This is a genomic window from Sporosarcina sp. FSL K6-1540 (assembly GCF_038620285.1).
Classification (GTDB): domain Bacteria; phylum Bacillota; class Bacilli; order Bacillales_A; family Planococcaceae; genus Sporosarcina; species Sporosarcina psychrophila.
This window is the reverse complement of record NZ_CP152018.1, coordinates 4,620,634-4,641,384: the sequence shown is the minus strand read 5'-3', so window position 1 is coordinate 4,641,384 and position 20,751 is coordinate 4,620,634. Positions and strand designations below refer to the sequence as shown.

Below are 20,751 nucleotides of genomic sequence, written 5' to 3'. Positions count from 1 at the left end.
AAGCGCCTAGCCGCTCGAGTCGCTTCAGTCCTAAGTTAAAGGGGCAAAGAGCGCCTTTATCTTAAGGTCATCCAGTGCTCTTCGGGTCTATCAAGGCGCCTTCCGCTTTTCATTGTTAACTGGAAATCTACTATAGGGGAGAGACATGAATGGCGAATGGTGGGGATTATTTAAAATCACCAGATTTACTTCCAGTTACACATCAAAAAAGAAGTATCGGGACATTTGGTTTTGCAGTGATTTGGGTAGGCATGGCCATCGTTTTAGCCGCCTTTGCAATTGGTGGATCTGCTATTATAAGTTTGCCATTGCCGATGGTGATTTTAGCGACAATGATAGGTTCTGTTTTAATCGGCGTATTTATGACATTAATCGGTGATATTGGTATTGAGCACGGCTTGTCCTTCCCGGTTTATATGCGTGCCCCATTTGGTACAATTGGCACGCATATACCATCGCTCGTTCGTGGGGTGACAGCGGCTTGTTGGTTCGGTCTTAACACCTATTTTGGTGCAATGGCCATCAATGGGATTTTGAATTTATTATTCGACTTTAATAATTGGTTTTTATGTTTCCTTATTTTTGCGGCATTGCAGTTAATTAACACATCGCTTGGCATTAAATCCATTGAGCGCTTTGCGGATTTTGCGGCGCCGGTTATTATTTTAATATCGTGCTGGATGTACTATACGCTTGCTGATAAAGCAACGGCACAAGGGAAAGACGTGTGGGCATGGGTGGAATCACCAACGACAGGGATGGCAGCTTTTACTGCTTTCATGGTCGTGATGATGGCGAACATGGGATTCTGGGCAACGTTAGCAGCTGATATGCCAACACTATCACGTTTCTTTAAAGCGCCAAAAAATGAGCGCAATTGGTTCAAACGCAATAAAACACAGTTAGTTGGTTCTTTAATCGTGATGCCGATTACCAACACATTTATCGTAGCCATTGGTGCAGTATGTTATATGGCCGTGGCATCTGCTGATCCGATAAATGCCTTGCAGCAAAGTGCAAGTGGAATTGCGTTAGGAATTTTATTGCTGATGATTGTGTTAGCGCAATGGTCTACAAATACATCCGCAAACGTGATTCCTGCGGCCACGATTTTCTCAAACATTGGTGGACCCAAAGTACCGTTCTGGGCTGGGGTTATTATTGCGGGAATTATTGGGATTTTAGCACAGCCATGGAGCCTATTTGGCGTCTTAGTAAATGCGCTATTAATCATTGGTGGTATTTTAACAGCAATTGTGGGGATATTATTCGCCGATTATTATTTAATCCGTAAACGTCGTGTGAACGTAAAAGATCTGTACGAGTTAGACGGCCAATATAAGTATATGAATGGCTTTAACTTAGCGGGGCTAATCGCTTGGGTGATTGGTGGTGTCTTAGCGAATATGTTCCCAACGTATTCTTCATTGGTGGGCTTTTTCGTGGGGGCACTCGTGTACTATGTCTTGGCGAAATATTGGTGGTTTAAAAAGTACCCGCAAGCCGAACTAGACGATCCTAGTGACGCCAAGTATTTAGGTATTACAGTTGGTCACGATTGGGACGATATTATCGTGCAAGAAATCGAAGCAAAAGGTGAAGAATAAGAAAAGCGAGGTGTGTGTATGTCTGATCATTTACTAAGCATGGATGAAATGAAAAAAGTAGATGACTATTTAGATAGGGGCTTTAAAGTCCATTATGTGTATGAAAATTTAAGCGGGATGTTTGTCGAGTTTGAACGGCAGGAAGAAGTTCGGTTGCAGATTCTGACCGCCGACGCGCGTAAATATCTCGCGGCAAAGCTCCAAGAACAAACGCAGTTGTAAGAAGGCATGTCAATTTAATATGATGCGGTTAAAACTCTATTCTATTACTTACTAGAATAGAGTTTTAAAGTTGTACAATGATCTTCATTGGCAAAGGGTGGCCAATATGAAGGTATAAACTTTGTGGAAAATGTAGGACGTTGCAACCAAGAAAGAGGAAGTTCACCAATAAGTTTTGGTTCACTTCCTCTTTTGTTAAACATTTCATACACGTGATGGGATAGGAGTGTATTCATTCATTTCTTCTTTAAGTCTTGGATTTCCTTTATAATACTTTGTTTAGCCTTTTTTTTATCCTCTTCCAGTTCTTGAATACCTTCCATTTCTTTCTGATATTGCTCTTCTACGTCACTAGTCGCTGGGATAAAAGGCTCGTTATTGTAGTCGGTTCGTTTACCATGCCGTAGCATTTCATAAATGATCATTCCGTTATTCGGCTTACCGTTTACAGTTATCATGGGAATGGCGTCAAAAAGTACATAATAGAACGCATAGAAAATAAATCGCTCCCAAAATGTTCTATACTCGTGAAGCATCCCATTGGCTAGAAGTGCATTTATAGTAACAGCAAATACAAGATTGGAAAGAATCGGTCCCAAGTAAACACATATATATGCAAAATTATTTTTTCTTTTCAATGAGTCATAGGAAAACCAACTATACACATGATAATATTTTCGCACATCAAAGAATCCGATTTTGAAAATCCGAGGACCTGATCCAATGGTCAACCTTGGGTTCTTAACACCGAAAATGCCACTGACAATAAAGTAACCAGACTCCCTCAAAAAAATGACAAGAGGCAAGATGATAAATGCAGAAGTAATCAATGACAGTAAATCTTTGAGTCCAAACATATATATATCCCCTTCTGTAAAACAAGCTTCACAACTTGTGATACCCGCAGAGGGAAGAGCTGAACCCTTTATGTTGAAATACGAAGTGTCTGGAAGGGATTGGTATAGAGGTTGGTTTTAGGTAGTTTTTGCTAGACTACCACTTAGTAGTGAGTGTTCAACATAAAACCATTTTCATTGGTGAATATAGCTAGAGAAAATGAACTGAAAATTTTATATACAGATGTGGAACGGGAATTCGTACGCTCTTTTGACTGAAGTATTTCCAAATCTGCTAATAACTGTGGTTGATTGGAATGACCAATTCCAGGATACTTTGAAAAAACAACGCCTTAAAAAATGGGGAGACAGAGTGCGTACGCCCCATTAACCCCATCTCTCCCCGTTAACTGAAGCCGAAAGAAGGGTATAGATTCTCCCTCAAAAGGCTATTCTAGGGACAAAGATACAAATGAGGTGAGTCTACTGTTTTACAAAAAGTCCAAAAAATCTTCCAAGGAAAAACAGGCAAGAGTTGTGGCTGAAAAAAACACAGAAGAAATACAAATACAGATATCAACTTCTGGTGATATTTTTATTCAGTCGATAAAAGATGCTACTCACAATTCATCTGATTTAATCACTAAATCGATATTACCGAATCTTACGCTCATTTATATAGAGAACCTAGTGGATGTCCCGACGTTAAATAATCATATCCTTAAGGACTTGTTGAAGCATACAAATGAATCACCAGAAAATATAATATCCACCCTGACAATAGCGCAGGTGAAATTGGCTGATGAAATAGGGGAAGCCGTAATTGCAATGATGGATGGAACGGTACTTATTCATGTTGAAGGGTACTCGCAAGTTGTATTGGCTAATATCCCCACCAATGAATCACGGGCTTTATCAGCACCGGAAAACGAATCCCAGGTAATCGGTGCCCAAGTTGGGTTTACTGAAAGTCTGTCGACAAATATTTCCTTGATTCGGAGGTATATAAAAAACCCAAATCTATGCAATGAAAAATTAGAAGTTGGAAAGCAATCGAAGACAACGATTGCGATGTTATACATTAAAGGCGTTGCTTCCGATGAAATGGTGAATACGCTAAGACAAAGGATTGCCGACCTTAAAGTGGATTCGGTATTAGATAGCTCGATTCTTGAGCAAATGATAGACGACAACTCTTTATCGATTTTTCCGCAAATGTTACTAACAGAAAGACCGGATAAGCTTTGTGCTGAACTTTTGAATGGCAAATTAGGGGTCATCGTGGATGGAAGTTCCCTTGCAATCGTATGTCCACACTCATTTCTTGAGTTCTTCCAAAGTCAGGAGGATCAAAATCTTCGATGGCAAATTGCTACATTTGCCCGGTTATTAAGATTTAGTGCAGTCGTCCTATCTGTTTTTTTATCCCCTTTATATGTAGCAGCATTGACATTTCATTATGAAGTAATTCCGCAATCTCTTTTAGTCCCGCTAAGTGAATCAAGAGCATTGGTTCCTTTCCCCCCTTTATTTGAAGCCCTACTTTTAGAACTCATTATTGAGCTACTTAGAGAAGCTGGAGTTAGATTACCGTCGAAGGTTGGTCAAACGATCGGTATTGTTGGCGGTATTGTTATTGGAACCGCAGCCGTACAAGCAGGGATTACGAGTAATATTTTAATTATTATCGTCGCCTTAGGGGCGTTGGCATCCTTCACAACACCAAGTTACATGATGGGTAATGTCATCAGAATCATTCGGTTTCCGTTAATAGTATTAGCAGGACTTTGGGGATTTTACGGCATTATGCTGGGGCTTTGTTTTATCCTAATCCATCTTTTGCGTCAAACAAGCCTAGGTTCGCCGTATACAGCGCCTTTTTATCCTCCTCGCTTGCTTGATTGGCGGGATAGTCTTGTCAGGTTGCCGTTGCCGTTTACATTTAAGAGACCTTCAAATACCAGACCGGAGGATGAAGATAAATATGAGCCGCAACCGATAAATCCTGAGAAAAATGAACAGAAGGTGAAATAAGTGAAAAATTCCATACAAATTGGTCCCACTGATACAATTAATGCTTTTCTACTTTTTTTCATCATTCATACCGCTCAAATCGGAATCGGGATTCAAGGATTTCAACGGATTATATACCAGGACGCAAAACATGATGCATGGATTTCTGTACTACTCGCAGGTCTCGCCACGCATATTATCGCAATTTTCATGCTTAAAACGTTGGAAATATACGGTTCAAATGATTTATACGGAATTCATCAAGATGTATTTGGTAAATGGCTAGGGAATTTTTTAAATATCATTTATATTTTTTATTGTTTAGGTGCCTTTTTCTCCGTTTTGAGAAACTATATTGAGGTCGTTCAAACATGGGTTTTTCCGAATTTAAATACTTGGTTTATTGCGGCTTCATTGCTATTAATTGTAATTTACACGTTTACCGGTGGTCTGCGGGTAATTGTAGGCGTTTCTTTTTTTAGTTTTATACTTTCCATATGGCTTTTCCCGATGTTGGCTTATCCAATGAAATATATAGAATTGAGAAGCCTTCTTCCGATTTTAGAGGCTAATATGAGCGAAATACTGAAAGGTGTAAAGTCCATGACCTTTACGGTTGTTGGATTTGAAATATTATTTGTGATTTATCCCTTTATAAAGGATAAAAAGAATGCAAAAAAAAATATTCATCTTGGTTTGTTCGTGACGACATTGATTTACCTTGCCATCATGTTGGTTTCGTTAACTTACTTCAGCGGGGAACAATTAACTAAAACCATTTGGGCGACTTTGTCTTTATTTAGTATTGTTAAATTTCCGTTCATTGAACGATTTGAGTATATAGCGGTTTGTTTTTGGATGTTGATTATTTTGCCGAACCTGTGTCTATTTCTATGGGCTGCTTTTCGCGGAACCAGACGACTAGTAAAGGTAAGTGCGAATAAATTCGTCTGGGTATTCTCGCTCATCATATTAATTGTAAGCTTAACACTTAAAACTCGACTTCAAATAAATACATTTAATAATTACTTTGGCCAGGTGGCGTTTTATATTGTTTTTGTTTATCCTATCATCTTGTATGTCTTAGCAGTGGCGAAAAGGAAAATCAAATCACGTAAGGAGCAAATAGAATGAAAAATTTTTGTTGTTTTTTACTACTGCTATTTCTTTTCATTGGTTTGGTAGGATGTGCAGAAACAAAACTCCTTGAAAGGGTAGGTTTAGTCACTTTAATTGGCTATGACTTGGGTAAAGAGGAAGGCGTAGAGACTACAGCGGTTGTTCGCCAAGTGAGCACAGAGTTAGAAAGTAAAGTTGCAGTTATTACTGCTGAAAACGAAACAAGTCAAGGGACACGTTCAAAAATCAATCGCAGAGCAGCTGAAAAAATAATGAGCGGACAATTGAGGGGGGTCTTATTCGGTGAAGAGTTTGCCCAAGACGGTATTGGTCATTACATTGAAAATTTGTTGAAAAATCCTGCAATGAGTGGGGATATTATTATGGCAGTTGTTGAAGGTCAAACGAAAGCCTTACTGGAATACCAATACCCAGATATAGAGGATATTGGGGAACATATTTATAAGCTGGTAGAGCAAAATATTAAAAGTGAGCAAGTGGTTTCATCCACTCTTCATGACGTAGCCAAAGATTATTATTTCATGGGCAGGGACATAGCGATGCCTATTATAAGAAGAGATGAGGAGCTAATAGAGATTTCTGGAATCGCTTTATTTAAAAAGGACAAAATGATAGGTAAACTTTCTATCGATGATAGCTTTTATGTGAAGTTAAGTCGAGATGATTATCATGCTGGAGTATTTGAATTGAAAATTAAAGGGGATGATTTACCTTCATCTTTACTGAAGGATCCTCCTGATGAAATTAATCTGGTATTCGATCCGATAAAAACGCATAAAGAAGTGAAGTTAGTCAATCCAAAAACTCCTGAATTTGACCTATACCTTACAGTGCAAGCAAGATTATTAGAAATAAAACCTAACGTTAATGTTGGAAATTCTAAAAAGGTGGAAGCACTTGAAAAAGCGATCAGTAAGAGTCTGTCGAGTGAAATATCAAGGGTAATTGCCTATTGCCAAAACATTGGCTCGGATGTTTTTGGCTATGGTGAGATTTATAGAAGCTCTGTACGTCATTCTGAATTGACGGAAGAGAAATGGCATGAGTTGTACAAGGAAATGAAAGTTAACGTCCATGTTGACTTTACACTGCTTAGAAGTGGAGTTTTTGAATGATTAGTACTCGCCTTATTTTGACTGTTTACCTGTCATGACAGACAGGAAGTTGTGGAAAAATGTCTCATAGTCCAAGTCAAATGCAATGCGGTGATTTTTTTCATTGTCATATAATTGGTCAGCTGGACGTATATCAGCAATACTTTGTCCCCTTGTAATTCCTTCCAATTGCTGACCGATTTCGATAGGGTGCGAATTGAACGTAAACATTTCAGGGTGTATGACCGCCATAAGTGTAAGCGCGTCATGCACGGGGCTTCCTTGAAGAGTTGGATCCCTTTCTTGATAAAATTCGGTGTAAAAGTCCATTAACGACTTAAAGATTGCGGTTTTTCCAAAGTGATCAATATAATCGACCATTTCAGGTGTGACAATTGCTTTTTGTGTTGCGTTTAAAGGGATTATTGTGACATTATTGGCATAAGAAAGGACGATTTTCACCGCTACAGGATCTGCATGAAAGTTTGCTTCCGCGACAGGTGTTACATTTCCAGGTACCCCAAATGCTCCCCCCATAATATAAAATTCCTTCACGTTGCCCATTAATTCTTTATAAAGAATAAACAATGTAGCAAGAGAAGTCAGGCGACCAATATTTACGATAATCAGCTCATCCTTATACATTTTAATTATATTTACAATCTCCAGGAAGTTTTCTATCACGAATTCATAGTCATCCGGTACTATGGGTCCGAGACCATGTACGCCATGGATTTCCGGATAGTAGGTGGGGAGTTCGGCAGTCAGCGGCATTTCTGCACCACTTATGACTGGAATGTTATTGGGGAAATTAAATAGGTTAAACAAATAGCGAATATTTGACATTGCATCTTCTCTTGATACATTCCCATAATCGGCTACCACTCCGACGATATCAATCTCGTTATTAAAGTGGGCGTAGATAAGGGCCACTGTGTCATCTATTCCAATATCACCAAATAAAAGAACTTTTTTTGCCAATAGAATACCCCTCTTTCAGTGTAATTATTTACTGAACTGAAAAAACTGTGCTCAATTTGTGTATGACCAAAGTATGTGTCGCAGGAAAGTTCTTATCCACACGGGATTTCAGTTAAATCCATTTATACTATATTATGGTGAAATGGCCGGGTATATCACACTGACCTGATGGTTCAAATATCGTGTTAAAATGTGGCGTAAGTTTTGAGTGATGCTTGAAATACACGCGCATCTAAACGACAAAAATCTATGATAAAGAACTGAGAATGTTGGAGTAGGTACGCTGTCGGTCACTGTATACGACACTTATGGGAAACACATTAGTGCACCCTGCATAGTTAGCGAAAAACTAAGGGAGTTACCAACGTGTGGAAAGGGTATACTAAATTAACAGAAGAAGACACTACGAAGGACTACCTTATGGATAGGGATACCGTGATTTATGTTTTATATAAAAAAATCAGGCAAACAGACGAAAGGAAGATAGAAGATACGATGACAAACCGAAAAGAACTAATAGAATCAGGCTGGAATTTAGATAATAGTTATGCCCGTCTGCCAAAATCATTTTTTACAAACCTCAGCCCTAACCCTGTACAGTCACCGAAGTTGATCATTTTCAATGATTCCTTGGCAATTTCCTTGGGATTGGATGTCCATGAGTTGCAAAGCGAAGATGGAGTGGCAGTGCTTGCTGGGAATCGAATTCCTGAAGGCGCTTTGCCGCTTGCTCAAGCGTATGCGGGCCATCAATTTGGGCACTTTGCGATGTTAGGGGACGGCCGGGCAATGTTAATTGGCGAACAGATAAACCCTTTAGGTGAACGGTTTGATATTCAGCTTAAGGGTTCGGGCCGAACACCCTATTCCCGCGGGGGAGATGGTCGCGCGGCACTTGGACCAATGTTACGCGAATACATCATCAGTGAAGCCATGCATGCGCTTGGTATTCCTACTACTCGAAGTCTAGCAGTAGTGACAACCGGTGAATTTATCATCCGTGAAACCGATCTTCCAGGTGCCATTATGACTCGTGTGGCCGTCAGTCATCTACGCTTCGGAACCTTTCAATACGCTGCAAAATGGGGCACGGATGAGGAACTACAAGTTTTGGCCGACTACGCACTACAGCGCCATTTTCCTGAAGTTGAAACTGATGAAAGGCGCTATCTTGCGTTGCTTCAGGGAGTGATCAAGCGTCAGGCCGCCTTGGTTGCACAATGGCAAATGGTTGGTTTTATCCATGGAGTAATGAATACCGATAACATGACGATAAGTGGGGAGACCATCGATTATGGTCCGTGTGCCTTCATGGATACCTATGACCCAGCAACGGTCTTCAGTTCCATTGACATTCAAGGTCGCTACTCTTACGGCAATCAGCCGAATATCGTCGGGTGGAATCTTGCGCGATTTGCTGAAACCCTAATACCATTACTGCATGAAGATTATGCAGAGGGTGCCAAACTGGCGCAAGATGCCATTTCCGATTTCCCTGAGCACTATCATGCGAATTGGCTCGCGGGAATGAGAGCGAAACTAGGACTATTTATTGAAGAGAAACAGGATGAATCCCTTATTGAAGACCTTCTTCGACTAATGCAGAAACATCGCGCTGACTTTACCAATACTTTTCGCGCGTTAACGTATGATAATTTAGAAGATAATGTCCTTTTTGGGACTCCGGAATTTACCAACTGGTATGCACTGTGGCAGTCAAGACTAGGCAGACAGCAAGAATCAAAGATCAGCTCACAGCAGTTAATGCGGGATAGTAATCCTGTACTAATCCCACGGAACCATCGGGTAGAAGCTGCACTAGAAGCCGCGGTGAACCAAGGTGATTACAGTGTGATGGAAAGGCTATTAGAAGTTCTATCAAATCCGTATGCGTACACTCCTGGGAAGGATGATTATTCCACACTTCCCGCGCAATCAACAAGGCCTTACCAAACATTTTGTGGGACTTAATAATTGGCTTTTCATGGTTTGCTAGCAGTACAAAATAATGCTACCTTATGTATTGGGTAGCATTATTTTAGTTTAGGGATGACTAAACTTAATCAGAAAAAAACGGGGTCAAATAATAATAAATGAGGTTACTTATATGAGTGAAAGAAGTTTTGAGGATTATAATTTAAGCGATGAAATAACAAGAGCACTTGCCTTGTTGAAATATGAAAGGCCAACGGAGGTTCAAAGTGAAGTCATGCCGAGAGCACTGGAAAATCAGGATCTCATCGTGAAATCTCAAACAGGCAGTGGCAAGACGGCATCTTTTGGTATCCCTCTTTGCGAAATGATTGATTGGGAGAAGGAAAATCCACAGGCATTAATTCTTACGCCGACTCGAGAGCTTGCTGTTCAAGTTCAAGAGGATGTAACAGCTATTGGGCGTTTTAAAAGAATTAAAGCCCTAGCGGTTTACGGCAAAGAATCCTTTAGTAAACAAGAGGAAGAGTTGGAACAAAAAACACATATCGTCGTCGGTACTCCTGGGCGTGTGATGGACCATATTGAAAGAGGAACGTTTTGTGTAGATGAAATAAAATACTTGGTTATAGATGAAGCTGATGAAATGTTGACTATGGGCTTTGTTGCCCAAGTAGAAGCTATCATACAAAAACTTCCGCCTACTAGAGTAACGATGGTATTTTCCGCTACGTTGCCTAAAAAGGTTGAGAATCTTTGCCATACCTATATGAAAAAACCTATATCTATTCAAATCGCTTCTACGGGAGTCACGACGAGTGCAATTGAACATAGCGTAATTGAAGTGAAAGAAGCAGGGAAAATGGCATTGCTGAAAAACATTACTGTTGTTGAAAACCCAGATAGCTGTATTATCTTCTGCAGAACTAAGGGGCAAGTTGACACAGTTTTTGCGGAATTGGAAAGGTCTAACTATTCTTGTGAAAAGATTCATGGTGGAATTGTACAGGAGGACCGATTTGCGGTTATGGAAGGCTTCAAAATGGGGAATTTTCGTTATCTTGTGGCGACCGATGTAGCTGCAAGGGGAATTGATGTAGCTAAAATAACACTTGTCATCAACTTTGACGTTCCCGTGGAAAAAGAGAGCTATGTTCATCGAACTGGCAGAACCGGTCGTGCTGGTAATAAAGGAAAAGCAATTACGTTTGCAACTCCAAATGACAGCAAACTCATTAAAGCAATTGAAGCATACATTGGCTTTGAGATACCTGTTTTGGAAGCGCCGACGCAGCAGAAAGTAGCTGTTGGAAAAAATGCTTTCGATGAAAAAGTCAGTGGTCGTCAGAAAACCAAAAATACTATACATGTGCAACCAAACAAGGATGTCATGAAACTCCATTTCAATGGTGGAAAAAAGAAGAAGCTTCGAGCCGTAGATTTTGTTGGCACGATTGCGAAGATTCCTGGAGTAACAGCAGATGATATCGGTATTATTACCATTCAGGATGAGTTGACTTATGTTGATATTCTGAATGACAAAGGTTCATTAGTTATGCAGGCAATGAAAGAAACGACAATCAAAGGAAAGAAATTAAAAGTTAGCCAGGCTAAAAGCATTTGAAGCTGCAATCCGCAAATTTAAGTCGGCGAATGAATTGTTTGTTTTTGAGTCTTTAACAGGTAACTTATAAAAACAGGGAATGGGGAAATGGCTATGCGATTAGTGAGACCATCCATTGAATGGAAAAACGAGCATGAAGATTACATGAAAGAGTGGGATGAATCCCGGATAACGCCCAGCAGTTTTAATGTAGCTGGTCACGAGGACTATGAAACGTATTTAGAAGCACTGCAAATCCGAGAAAGCGGAGACGGAAAATGGGTGCCTAGTACGAATTATTTTTTGGTGGGTTATAATGACCGGATATTAGCGATGGTCGACATCAGGCACGATCTGACAGATTACTTACACAATGTCGGCGGGCATATCGGGTATGGTGTGAGACCTGCGGAAAGAAGGAAAGGCTATGCGACATGGATTCTTGCAGAGGCATTGAAGAAATGCGGTGAACTCGGAATCGATCGGGTACTGGTAACTTGTAATGAAGACAATATTGGATCAGCAAAAACGATAGAGAAGAATGGCGGCATTGAAGACAAGAGCTTTATTGAAGAAGATGGAACGGTGGTTAGACGTTTTTGGATAGAAAGTTAATTGCATGGATGCTGTCATATTTTTCAAATGAACTTGAAAGTATAAACGATCATGATTGATCAGTGCATATATATGCATCCGAAAATTACAGGAGATGGTCTTCTTCAGTTCTTGGCTTGTTGGGAGTAACTGTGGGAATGTCTAGATATATTTAATGAAAACGCCAAGTTCGGAGTGAACTTGGCGTTTTTGCTATTTTTTTGACCACCATTCACTTATGCGTCAGGTTTTAAAATTGTTCTATGAATATTGCGTTGTTATGAATTCATTATCACTTCTGTCTCGTCTTTGCCCGATACACCGGAATTTTCGAATGTAGCCATCTCATTGATCATATTGACTGCGGATTGTAGAATCGGGAAAGCGACGGCTGCACCGGTCCCTTCGCCGAGACGCATATTTAGTTGGAGTAACGGCTCTTTTTGCAAATGTTTGACTGCCGTTGTATGTCCAGGTTCTACTGATTGATGCGATAAAATCATATAATCTACTACAGTAGGAGCCATCAATTTAGCTAGACAAGCGGAAACCGTACAGATAAAACCATCGACAAGAATAGGTACCCGCTTTTCTGCAGCGGCGAGCATTGCACCAGCCATTGCCGCCATTTCAAGTCCGCCCACTTTCGACAGGATATCAATGGCATCCGTCGGTTTCGGCTGATGTAAGCTGATTGCATCACGAACAACCGCAACTTTCCGATTATGCTGTTCAGTGGAAATACCAGTCCCAAATCCGACAATTGCAGCGGGGTCTGCACCAGTAATCGATGCTAGAACAGCGCTACTTGCTGTCGTGTTGCCGATACCGACTTCACCGATAATCAGACATTTGATCCCACTTTCTATAATCTGAATCCCTTCTTCATAACCGATGAGTACCGCTTTTTCTGCTTCTTCTCGTGTCATTGCTAATTCGGTGAGGAAGCTTCCAGTGCCCTGACGAATTTTCTTATGAATAACTTGCACCTCTGTTACATCTCCCGCTACACCTACGTCGACGACTTTGAATTTTGCACCGATTTGTCTACCAAATACATTGATAGCGGCTCCGCCATTTACAATATTTGCTACCATTTGGAGCGTCACTTCCTGTGGATAAGCGGAAACACCTTCTTTTACAATGCCATGATCGGCAGCAAATACGATGATGCCTGGTGGTGTAATCTCTAGAGTCAAATTACCTGTCATTTCTGCCAGACTAATTGCGATTTCTTCCAACCTGCCCAAACTACCTAAAGGTTTTGTTAATGTTGCTATGTAAGAAGTTGCTTTTTCTCCCGCTGCTTTATTCAACAAAGGTATGTCTATATTCATCATTGTTTGTCCCAACTCTCTTTTCGATTTTAGTAAGGGGGCTATAGGACCGTGTGAAAACAGTCTTGTAAACCATTATACTAGTTTGAAGTATGCTGTGTAAGAAACACTTGTGAATGTTTAGATGTACAGGTAATAGAAAAATAACCCAAAAGCATGAGGTGCTTCTGGGTTATTTATTGGGGGAATTTGAAATTAAATGAAAGATACATCTAACTTCATAAGGTCTTTTTGGTTGAAGGTTAAACCAGGAAGAGTGAAAGTCCCTGCATTTATTGCAAAAGTATTCGCAATAACATTCGGACTTCCAGGATGAAAGATTCTAACTTCATAGTGGAATGGTTCAACGAATTGACTTAAGTTGATGTGTTGATTCGGTAAAAGAGTCACTAATTGATTGAGCAGGACTTCTGGACCACCACTATTCCAATTGATAACTTGTACCCTTACTTGAAAGGTTCTAGTTGGATCAAGGTTAGCTACTTCAATATGAGCTGCAGTTTGGCCAACAACCGTATTCAATACACCTGTTGATAATACCATAGGTTTTAACCTATGATCATCTTTATGTTTATCTTCACATTTGCATTTATCTTTACGTTTGTCGTCACATTTGCATTTATCTTTTCGCTTGTCTTCACATCCGTATTCATGGTAATACTTACATTTGTCTTCGTTTCTATAATCACGCATTTTATCACCTCCTTTTATATAAGCTATTACTAATATATTAAAATTGTTGGAAAGTGTTACAAGTTGTCCCGATTTCCAGAAATTTATTTTCCGGGAATAATGACTTTCATCAAAATTGGAGCACTCATTAACAATAGAAGCAGGCCATGGGGAGGTTGTTTTTGCTCGTAATTCAATCCGGAATATACATATATGGCTCTCACGATATTAAAAATGTATTATACCTTTTGCTTAACTTACAAATCATCAAATAAGAAGAACCTCATGCAATCCAATGAGTGGGGATAGCAGAAAAGGTATTTGTAGTGAGTTATACAATAATCTTAGTTTACCTAATAGACAAACTAAGTTCGTGGTGGTAGTATTTCAATACAGTCTATTATTAGACAATTTAGAAAAAAGGGGATTTGTTTATGGTTGGTAAATGTAAGGGGTTACATTATGTCTTTTCTATTTTATTGGTGCTGCTTTTATTGGCGGCTTGTGGTCAAGATGCAGGTAGTGGAAATGAGAGTAGTAGTAAGCCTGGCAAAACGGAAAAGTCCGATTCAAAACTCAAAATTGGTCTTTCAGTATCCGATTTGACGTTAGAACGTTGGCAACATGACCGTGATTTCTTCGTAGAGAAAGCCGAAGAACTTGGTGCAGAAGTAATCGTTCAATCTGCAAATGGTGATGAGGAAAAACAATTGTCACAAATTCAAAATATGTTATCACAAGAAATTGATGTATTAGTCATCATCGCGATTAACTCGGATGCTTTATCACCCGTTGTTGACAAAGCCAAAAGTGAAGGGATTCCTGTATTAGCCTATGATCGTCTAGTAAATGGGTCAGATGTCGATGCCTATGTTTCTTTTGATAACGTACGAGTAGGTGAAATGCAGGCTGAATACCTGGTGGAAAAAGTTTCTAAGGGGAATTACTTCCTAATGGGCGGATCTCCAACAGATAATAATGCCAAAATGTTCAGAGAAGGACAAATGAATATTATTCAACCACTTGTTGATAGTGGTGACATTCAAATTATCGGCGATCAATGGGCCAAGGGCTGGGATGCAAGTGAGGCACTAAAAATAATGGAAAATGCTTTAACAGCGAACAAAAATGATATTGATGCAATTGTTGCTTCTAATGATAATACAGCCGGTGGAGCAATTCAGGCGCTGGATGCTCAAGAATTGGCTGGAAAAGTAGTTATCTCAGGGCAAGATGCCGATCTAGCTGGCGTACAACGTATTGCAGAAGGAATTCAAACAATGACAGTTTATAAACCTATTAAAGCGATTGCGATTAAATCTGCAGAAGTGGCAGTGCAACTGGCAAAAGGAGAAAAAATCTCATCAGATTCGACTGTAAATAACGGCAAAATTGATGTGCCCTTTATTAAGCTTGATCCAATTAAAGTGGGTAAGGAAAATATCATTGATACAGTGATCAAGGATGGTTTCCATACGTATGACGAAGTTTATAAAAACGTTCCAGAGAGCGAGCGTCCAGCACGACCATAAGTTAACTTTATTGAAAGTGGGGGAGTGAGTCCCCCTTTAAATTTACCTATATTAAGAGGTGATAATCTGTAATGGGAAATTATGCGCTTCAAATGAAGGCAATTACAAAAGAGTTTCCAGGTGTTCGTGCTCTAGATAATGTTACATTTTCTGTGCGTAAAGGAGAAATACATGCTTTATGTGGTGAAAATGGTGCTGGAAAATCGACCTTAATGAAAATATTAAGTGGAGTTTATCCACAAGGAACATATGACGGAGAAATCCTAATCAATGGTGAAAATGTGCAATTTAAGTCAATTAAAGAATCTCAAAACGCAGGTGTTGCAATAATTTATCAAGAGCTTGCACTTGTAGAGGAAATGACAGTCGCAGAAAACTTATTTTTAAGTCATGACTTAATGAGAGCGAAAATTATTGACTGGAATAAAATTTATGCAGAAGCCCAAAAGTGGTTAGATCATATAGGATTGGATGTCGATCCTCAAACAAAAGTAAGAGAATTAACAGTTGGAAAACAGCAGCTTATTGAAATTGCGAAGGCATTGACTCGAAAAACGGATATTCTTATATTAGATGAGCCAACAGCGGCATTAACGGAAAGTGACGTCGACATTTTAATGAATCTTTTAAATGACCTTCGTAAAAAAGGAGTTACTTGCATCTATATTTCCCATAAGCTTGGTGAGGTGATGGCGTTAGCGGATTCTGTCACGATAATAAGAGATGGGCAATCTGTTAGTACAGATTCAATTGAAGAACTATCTGAGGAAAAAATTATTACGAAGATGGTAGGACGCGAATTAACTGAGCTTTTTCCATATGAAGTTCGTGCTATAAGCCGTGAAAATATAGTTGACGTAAAGGACTACTCTGTTACTAATAGTGTGGGGAAAAAAGTGATCAACAATGTTTCATTTACTCTTAAAAAAGGTGAAATTCTTGGATTTTCCGGGTTAATGGGTGCTGGTAGAACGGAACTATTTATCAGCTTGTTTGGAGGATTAAAAGGCAATCGAACGGGCACAGTTTTGATTGATGGTCAAGAAACGAATATAAAAAGCCCAGCAGATGCTATTAAGAACGGGCTTGCATATGTTTCTGAAGATAGAAAGCGTTATGGTCTAGTTTTAGGAATGGATATTACTAAAAATACAACGCTTGCTGCTTTGAATAAAATGATGAAAATAAAGGTCATCGATAATGCTTTAGAAGTGAAGAGTGCCGGGGATATTACATATAAAATGAATCTGAAAGCCCCGAATTTAGAAGCGTTAGTAGGTCAATTAAGTGGTGGAAATCAGCAAAAGGTTGTACTTAGTAAATGGTTATTAACTAATCCCAAAGTTTTAATTTTGGATGAACCGACAAGAGGAATTGATGTTGGGGCAAAGTATGAAATTTACAAAATTATAAATGAGTTGGCAAATCAAGGGGTTGGAATCGTGATTATTTCATCTGAGCTACCAGAAGTGCTTGGTATGTCAGATAGAATTATTGTGATGGCAGAAGGAGAAATTACCGGGGAATTCTTAAGAGAAGAAGCAACCCAAGAGAAAATTATGACCTGTGCAACGGGAGGGAAGATATCGTGAACACTCAACCAACTACTGATACTGATACAGATACTGACGAAAAAAGAGGTTTAAGTTTTAAGCTGGATATGCAGGCGTACACACTTATTATTGCGCTAGTGTTAATTGCCGTTATATTTGGTTTTTTCACTGGCGGTGAATTTTTATCTTCACGTAATTTGTCCAATTTATTCTCTCAAATGTCTGTAGTTGCTGTTTTAGCAATTGGAATGACATTGATTATCGTAGCGGGGCATATTGATTTATCTGTCGGTTCCTTAGTAGGTTTAACCGGTGGTGTTACGGCGATTTTACATGTTTGGTACGACTGGAATACTTTTGCTGTTGTCGTTGCCGCGATTGTAGTTGGTGCAATTTTGGGAGCATGGCAGGGATGGTGGGTTGCGTACAGAGCGGTTCCGGCATTTATCGTTACGCTAGGTGGAATGCTTATTTTCCGTGGTATCCTTATTGGATTAAGCAAAGGGCAAACGATAGCCCCGATGAGTAATAGTTTTAAGGATATTAGTAATAGTTATTTCCCATTTGGTCTAGGCTATTTATTAGCGTTAGTTAGTATTGGAATGTTGTATTTTTGGACGGTTCGAAATCGATCTAAAAGAAAAGATATGGGCTTGTTACTTCCAACGCAGTTAATAGATTATGGCAAGATTGGAGTCTATTCGTTTTTCATTTTATTAGCTACATATATGTTAAATCGTTACCATGGGATTCCGACGCCAATATTAATTGTTGTTTTATTAGCGGCTATCTTTATCTTTATTTCTAATAAAACTGCGTTTGGTAGATACGTTTATGCAATCGGTGGAAACCCAGAAGCAGCAGCCCTTTCGGGTATAAACATTAAGCGAAATACATTATGGGTTTTTATATCAATGGGCGCGCTAGCAGGAGTTGCAGGTGTGATTTTAACAAGCCGACTAAATGCGGCTACAGTAAATGCCGGTAATATGTATGAGCTTGACGCAATTGCGGCATGTGTTATTGGTGGAACGAGTTTAATGGGTGGTAAAGGGAAAGTCGTTGGTGCCCTTATTGGTGCATTAATTATGGCCAGTATCGATAATGGGATGAGTATGATGAATATTGAAACGTTCTGGCAATACATCGTTAAGGGGTTAATCTTAATTGTTGCTGTCTGGATTGATATTGCTAGTAAAAAGTAAGGAAGTATCATAGTGATATAGTTTTTAAAATATAAATTTTCTGGAGGAGTTTTCTATAATTTATTTCGAAAATATCAATCAAATCAAATATGAAGGACGAAAATCTGCTAATTCACTTGCATATAAACATAATAACTCCGCGGAAAAAGTGGCAGGTAAGACTATTGAAGAGACTTTGAGATTTGGTAATGGAGAATGTTACGATGGATAAAATTCGTTGGGGAGTTTTAAGTACGGCAAATATCGCTCAAACACAGGTGATTCCTGCTATGTTTCGTGCGAGGAATGCAGAAGTAGTTGCAATTTCAAGTCGAGGGAGTAAAGTACATGCAATTGCATCTGCACTAAATATACCTAAAGCATACGAAAGTTATGAGGAGCTTCTGAATGATCCTGAAATAGATGCAGTTTATATTCCTCTTCCGAATCACTTACATAAGGAGTGGGTGTATAAGGCAGCGAGGCAAGGTAAACACATACTTTGCGAGAAGCCAGCAGCTCTAACATCTATTGAGGCTGCCGAAATGGTTGAAGTATGTCGTGAGCAAAAAGTGAAGTTCATGGAAGGGTTTATGTACCAGTTGCATCCACAACATGAGCGGGTGAAAGAAATTATAGCTTCCGGAGAAATCGGTAATCTTAAACTAATAAAATCAAGCCACTCCTTTAATTTAAAAAACCGTGACTATGATATTAGAATGGAAAAGGATATGGGCGGGGGTAGTCTATATGATGTTGGTTGTTATTCTATCCAAGTAATTCGCCATATATCAGGTGCAGAACCTGTGGAAGTACACGCTATTGCAGAAATTGATCCTAAATCAGGGGTTGATATGAGCACCTATGGATATTTAAAGTTGGATAATGGCTTGACTGCTACTTTTGATTGTAGCTTCGATATGACTGAAAGAAATGAATATGAGATTGTGGGGACAAAAGGCACTATTAAAGTGCCATTGGCTTTTCGTCCAGATACGAGTGGCGGTATAGGTTCTATTATTGTAGAGGGAAGTGGAATAATCCGGCAAGAAAAAATATATGGTGATATTTATCGACTAGAAGTTGAACACTTTTCCGCAGCTATTTTAAATAATACGAGTCCTGTAATTACTGGGCAATCTACTATTAATAATATGCGTGTAATAGAGGCCTGTTATCAATCAATTCGAACAGGGAGCTTTGTAGAAGTGAAGTAACATATTTATTGGAAATCTTATAGAAACGCTGTGCGACAATCATAACTGTTTGTCGCACAGATGTATTTTACCTTAATTTTCCACACTTACTAATCCACTGTAACTTCGCTCGTGGCCGTAATCGAGACTCCATTCAGCGCTTGTGTTGCCAGCCGATCCGCTTCTGAATTTAATTTCCGCTGTACCAGTTTGTATTCTGGTTGGATGCCGAGGTCTTTCAGCTTATCTTCTATCCGGTCTGCCCAGTTGGACAAATTATTTTCGAGCGCTGGCCATTCCCCGGTCAGCTGGTTGATGACCACCTGTGAATCCCCGATGAAGCGGACAGGTAGATGATGGACATTCAAATGCTCGAGCTCCTGTAGGCCAAGGTAGAGTGCTGCATATTCTGCCTCGTTATTCGATGAGAGTTCGGCAGAAGGTGCATTTTGCCGTAACCTATACGATTTCCCGCTTTGTTCATAATAGATGACGCAGCCTAATCCTGATTTACGTGTTGTAAGATCGAAGCCGCCGTCGAAATAAACCGTGATGTTATGTGGTTCGGTTTCAATTCCTTTCAAATAACCTTTCATCTCTTTGACCGTCCACGTGCTGTCGAACTGGTCAATGAATAGTACATTTTTGGTACGTCCGGTCCGTGCCAAGTCTTCCGCAACTAGTATGGCTTGTGCTGCCGGCATCTCCTCGGAGCGGAAGACGGTTTCTGCTCCTTTTGGAGATTTGTAAATCCATTCGATTAGTATATTCATCGCTAATCCTCCTGTATCAGTAAGTCTATGTATTCATCTTCTATCTCTCTCAAAAATGCAGATACAATATGAGTATACCCAATTCAGGCTATATTTATGAAACGACCCAATTTATTAGGTACCTAAGCGGGACACTACAATTGCATGAGCATAGCAAGAAAACCAGGCAGCTCAATGTCTGGTTTTTTTAATGTGTATTGAGATATGTGAATTACTTATTTTGCTCCTCTCACGTGGAAACTCTTAAGGTGATTTTTACCGATAACCATTTCTTGATTTTCTTCGTATTCAAATGGCCAACAAAATCTCGGCAAATAGACTACTAATCGCAAATATAGTAGTGGCAAAGAAGGCGAAATTAATCCCATGTAGTATTTCATCTGCAGAAATAATACTGAGGTGTTTCGATTGCTCACGCAATAGCATGGAGCGTATTTTGCATGCTGTAGAATATACGTGTAATTTACTTGGCAATGAATTTA

Annotated in this window: 17 protein-coding genes; 12 read left to right on the top strand and 5 right to left on the bottom strand. The window is 39.5% G+C overall.

The window, feature by feature from the left end; translation table 11 throughout:
• Window positions 1–149: 149 nt before the first annotated feature.
• Both MKY15_RS22310 and MKY15_RS22305 read left to right on the top strand, forming a co-directional pair.
• Entirely contained in the window at window positions 150–1,607 is a 1,458-nt protein-coding gene (locus tag MKY15_RS22310) for an NCS1 family transporter (protein ID WP_342538628.1), read from the top strand.
• Between the two features lie 18 nt (window positions 1,608–1,625).
• Window positions 1,626–1,829 carry a hypothetical protein gene (locus MKY15_RS22305; protein WP_067210720.1) on the top strand — a complete coding sequence of 68 codons (204 nt, stop codon included), beginning with the start codon at window positions 1,626–1,628 and terminating at the stop codon, window positions 1,827–1,829.
• Between the two features lie 236 nt (window positions 1,830–2,065).
• Here MKY15_RS22305 and MKY15_RS22300 read toward each other — a convergent pair whose 3' ends face one another.
• Window positions 2,066–2,686: a hypothetical protein gene (locus tag MKY15_RS22300; protein ID WP_067210719.1), complete on the bottom strand. Its 621-nt coding sequence runs from the start codon at window positions 2,684–2,686 to the stop codon at window positions 2,066–2,068.
• Window positions 2,687–3,202: 516 nt separating this feature from the next.
• On the opposite strand from MKY15_RS22300, the gene MKY15_RS22295 reads away from it, so the two are divergent.
• From MKY15_RS22295 to MKY15_RS22285, 3 genes are read left to right on the top strand one after another with little or no spacing between them, the layout of a single operon-like run.
• A complete protein-coding gene (locus MKY15_RS22295) occupies window positions 3,203–4,699 on the top strand; it encodes a spore germination protein (RefSeq protein WP_342538626.1) in 1,497 nt (498 codons plus the stop codon).
• Window positions 4,700–5,812, top strand: coding sequence for a GerAB/ArcD/ProY family transporter (locus MKY15_RS22290; RefSeq protein WP_342538625.1), 1,113 nt, complete (start codon window positions 4,700–4,702; stop codon window positions 5,810–5,812).
• Window positions 5,809–6,933 (top strand): Ger(x)C family spore germination protein, encoded by a 1,125-nt coding sequence (locus tag MKY15_RS22285; RefSeq protein WP_342538624.1) that lies wholly within the window; start codon window positions 5,809–5,811, stop codon window positions 6,931–6,933. Before MKY15_RS22290 ends, MKY15_RS22285 begins: the two co-directional genes overlap by 4 nt.
• Window positions 6,934–6,945: 12 nt before the next feature.
• Here the strand turns inward: MKY15_RS22285 and MKY15_RS22280 are convergent, their stop codons facing one another.
• Window positions 6,946–7,893: a nucleoside hydrolase gene (locus MKY15_RS22280; RefSeq protein WP_342538623.1), complete on the bottom strand. Its 948-nt coding sequence runs from the start codon at window positions 7,891–7,893 to the stop codon at window positions 6,946–6,948.
• Between the two features lie 495 nt (window positions 7,894–8,388).
• Between MKY15_RS22280 and MKY15_RS22275 the strand changes: the two genes are divergently transcribed.
• From MKY15_RS22275 to MKY15_RS22265, 3 genes are all read left to right on the top strand, one after another.
• The gene (locus MKY15_RS22275) at window positions 8,389–9,864 is read left to right on the top strand and encodes a YdiU family protein (RefSeq protein ID WP_342539805.1); all 1,476 of its coding nucleotides are present in this window, start codon (window positions 8,389–8,391) and stop codon (window positions 9,862–9,864) included.
• Between the two features lie 136 nt (window positions 9,865–10,000).
• The gene (locus MKY15_RS22270; RefSeq protein ID WP_342538622.1) at window positions 10,001–11,449 is read left to right on the top strand and encodes a DEAD/DEAH box helicase; all 1,449 of its coding nucleotides are present in this window, start codon (window positions 10,001–10,003) and stop codon (window positions 11,447–11,449) included.
• 93 nt (window positions 11,450–11,542) lie between these two features.
• Window positions 11,543–12,043: a GNAT family N-acetyltransferase gene (locus MKY15_RS22265; RefSeq protein WP_342538621.1), complete on the top strand. Its 501-nt coding sequence runs from the start codon at window positions 11,543–11,545 to the stop codon at window positions 12,041–12,043.
• 257 nt (window positions 12,044–12,300) lie between these two features.
• Here MKY15_RS22265 and cobT read toward each other — a convergent pair whose 3' ends face one another.
• Both cobT and MKY15_RS22255 read right to left on the bottom strand, forming a co-directional pair.
• A complete protein-coding gene (cobT, locus tag MKY15_RS22260) occupies window positions 12,301–13,359 on the bottom strand; it encodes a nicotinate-nucleotide--dimethylbenzimidazole phosphoribosyltransferase (RefSeq protein ID WP_187047922.1) in 1,059 nt (352 codons plus the stop codon).
• Between the two features lie 195 nt (window positions 13,360–13,554).
• A complete protein-coding gene (locus tag MKY15_RS22255) occupies window positions 13,555–14,052 on the bottom strand; it encodes a hypothetical protein (RefSeq protein ID WP_187045226.1) in 498 nt (165 codons plus the stop codon).
• Between the two features lie 413 nt (window positions 14,053–14,465).
• Between MKY15_RS22255 and xylF the strand changes: the two genes are divergently transcribed.
• From xylF to MKY15_RS22235, 4 genes are all read left to right on the top strand, one after another.
• Entirely contained in the window at window positions 14,466–15,563 is a 1,098-nt protein-coding gene (gene xylF / locus MKY15_RS22250; protein WP_187045225.1) for a D-xylose ABC transporter substrate-binding protein, read from the top strand.
• A gap of 71 nt (window positions 15,564–15,634) precedes the next feature.
• Complete coding sequence (locus tag MKY15_RS22245) at window positions 15,635–17,155, top strand: xylose ABC transporter ATP-binding protein (protein ID WP_342538619.1); 1,521 nt, start codon at window positions 15,635–15,637, stop codon at window positions 17,153–17,155.
• Window positions 17,156–17,223: 68 nt separating this feature from the next.
• On the top strand, window positions 17,224–18,321 hold the full coding sequence (locus MKY15_RS22240; protein WP_338656823.1) for a sugar ABC transporter permease: 1,098 nt from the start codon (window positions 17,224–17,226) through the stop codon (window positions 18,319–18,321).
• 203 nt (window positions 18,322–18,524) lie between these two features.
• Complete coding sequence (locus tag MKY15_RS22235; protein WP_342538618.1) at window positions 18,525–19,517, top strand: Gfo/Idh/MocA family oxidoreductase; 993 nt, start codon at window positions 18,525–18,527, stop codon at window positions 19,515–19,517.
• Window positions 19,518–19,606: 89 nt separating this feature from the next.
• Here MKY15_RS22235 and MKY15_RS22230 read toward each other — a convergent pair whose 3' ends face one another.
• Complete coding sequence (locus MKY15_RS22230) at window positions 19,607–20,269, bottom strand: ribonuclease H family protein (RefSeq protein ID WP_187045222.1); 663 nt, start codon at window positions 20,267–20,269, stop codon at window positions 19,607–19,609.
• Window positions 20,270–20,751: the final 482 nt, after the last annotated feature.

Bases quoted from the DNA above. Each gene is read 5' to 3' on its own strand.
- MKY15_RS22265 (WP_342538621.1), top strand. From the start codon at position 11,543: ATGCGATTAGTGAGACCATCCATTGAATGGAAAAACGAGCATGAAGAT.
- MKY15_RS22235 (WP_342538618.1), top strand. From the start codon at position 18,525: ATGGATAAAATTCGTTGGGGAGTTTTAAGTACGGCAAATATCGCTCAA.
- xylF (WP_187045225.1), top strand. From the start codon at position 14,466: ATGGTTGGTAAATGTAAGGGGTTACATTATGTCTTTTCTATTTTATTG.
- MKY15_RS22275 (WP_342539805.1), top strand. From the start codon at position 8,389: ATGACAAACCGAAAAGAACTAATAGAATCAGGCTGGAATTTAGATAAT.
- MKY15_RS22230 (WP_187045222.1), bottom strand. From the start codon at position 20,269: ATGAATATACTAATCGAATGGATTTACAAATCTCCAAAAGGAGCAGAA.
- MKY15_RS22240 (WP_338656823.1), top strand. From the start codon at position 17,224: ATGCAGGCGTACACACTTATTATTGCGCTAGTGTTAATTGCCGTTATA.
- MKY15_RS22310 (WP_342538628.1), top strand. From the start codon at position 150: ATGGCGAATGGTGGGGATTATTTAAAATCACCAGATTTACTTCCAGTT.
- MKY15_RS22300 (WP_067210719.1), bottom strand. From the start codon at position 2,686: ATGTTTGGACTCAAAGATTTACTGTCATTGATTACTTCTGCATTTATC.
- MKY15_RS22245 (WP_342538619.1), top strand. From the start codon at position 15,635: ATGGGAAATTATGCGCTTCAAATGAAGGCAATTACAAAAGAGTTTCCA.
- MKY15_RS22270 (WP_342538622.1), top strand. From the start codon at position 10,001: ATGAGTGAAAGAAGTTTTGAGGATTATAATTTAAGCGATGAAATAACA.
- MKY15_RS22285 (WP_342538624.1), top strand. From the start codon at position 5,809: ATGAAAAATTTTTGTTGTTTTTTACTACTGCTATTTCTTTTCATTGGT.
- MKY15_RS22305 (WP_067210720.1), top strand. From the start codon at position 1,626: ATGTCTGATCATTTACTAAGCATGGATGAAATGAAAAAAGTAGATGAC.
- cobT (WP_187047922.1), bottom strand. From the start codon at position 13,359: ATGAATATAGACATACCTTTGTTGAATAAAGCAGCGGGAGAAAAAGCA.
- MKY15_RS22255 (WP_187045226.1), bottom strand. From the start codon at position 14,052: ATGCGTGATTATAGAAACGAAGACAAATGTAAGTATTACCATGAATAC.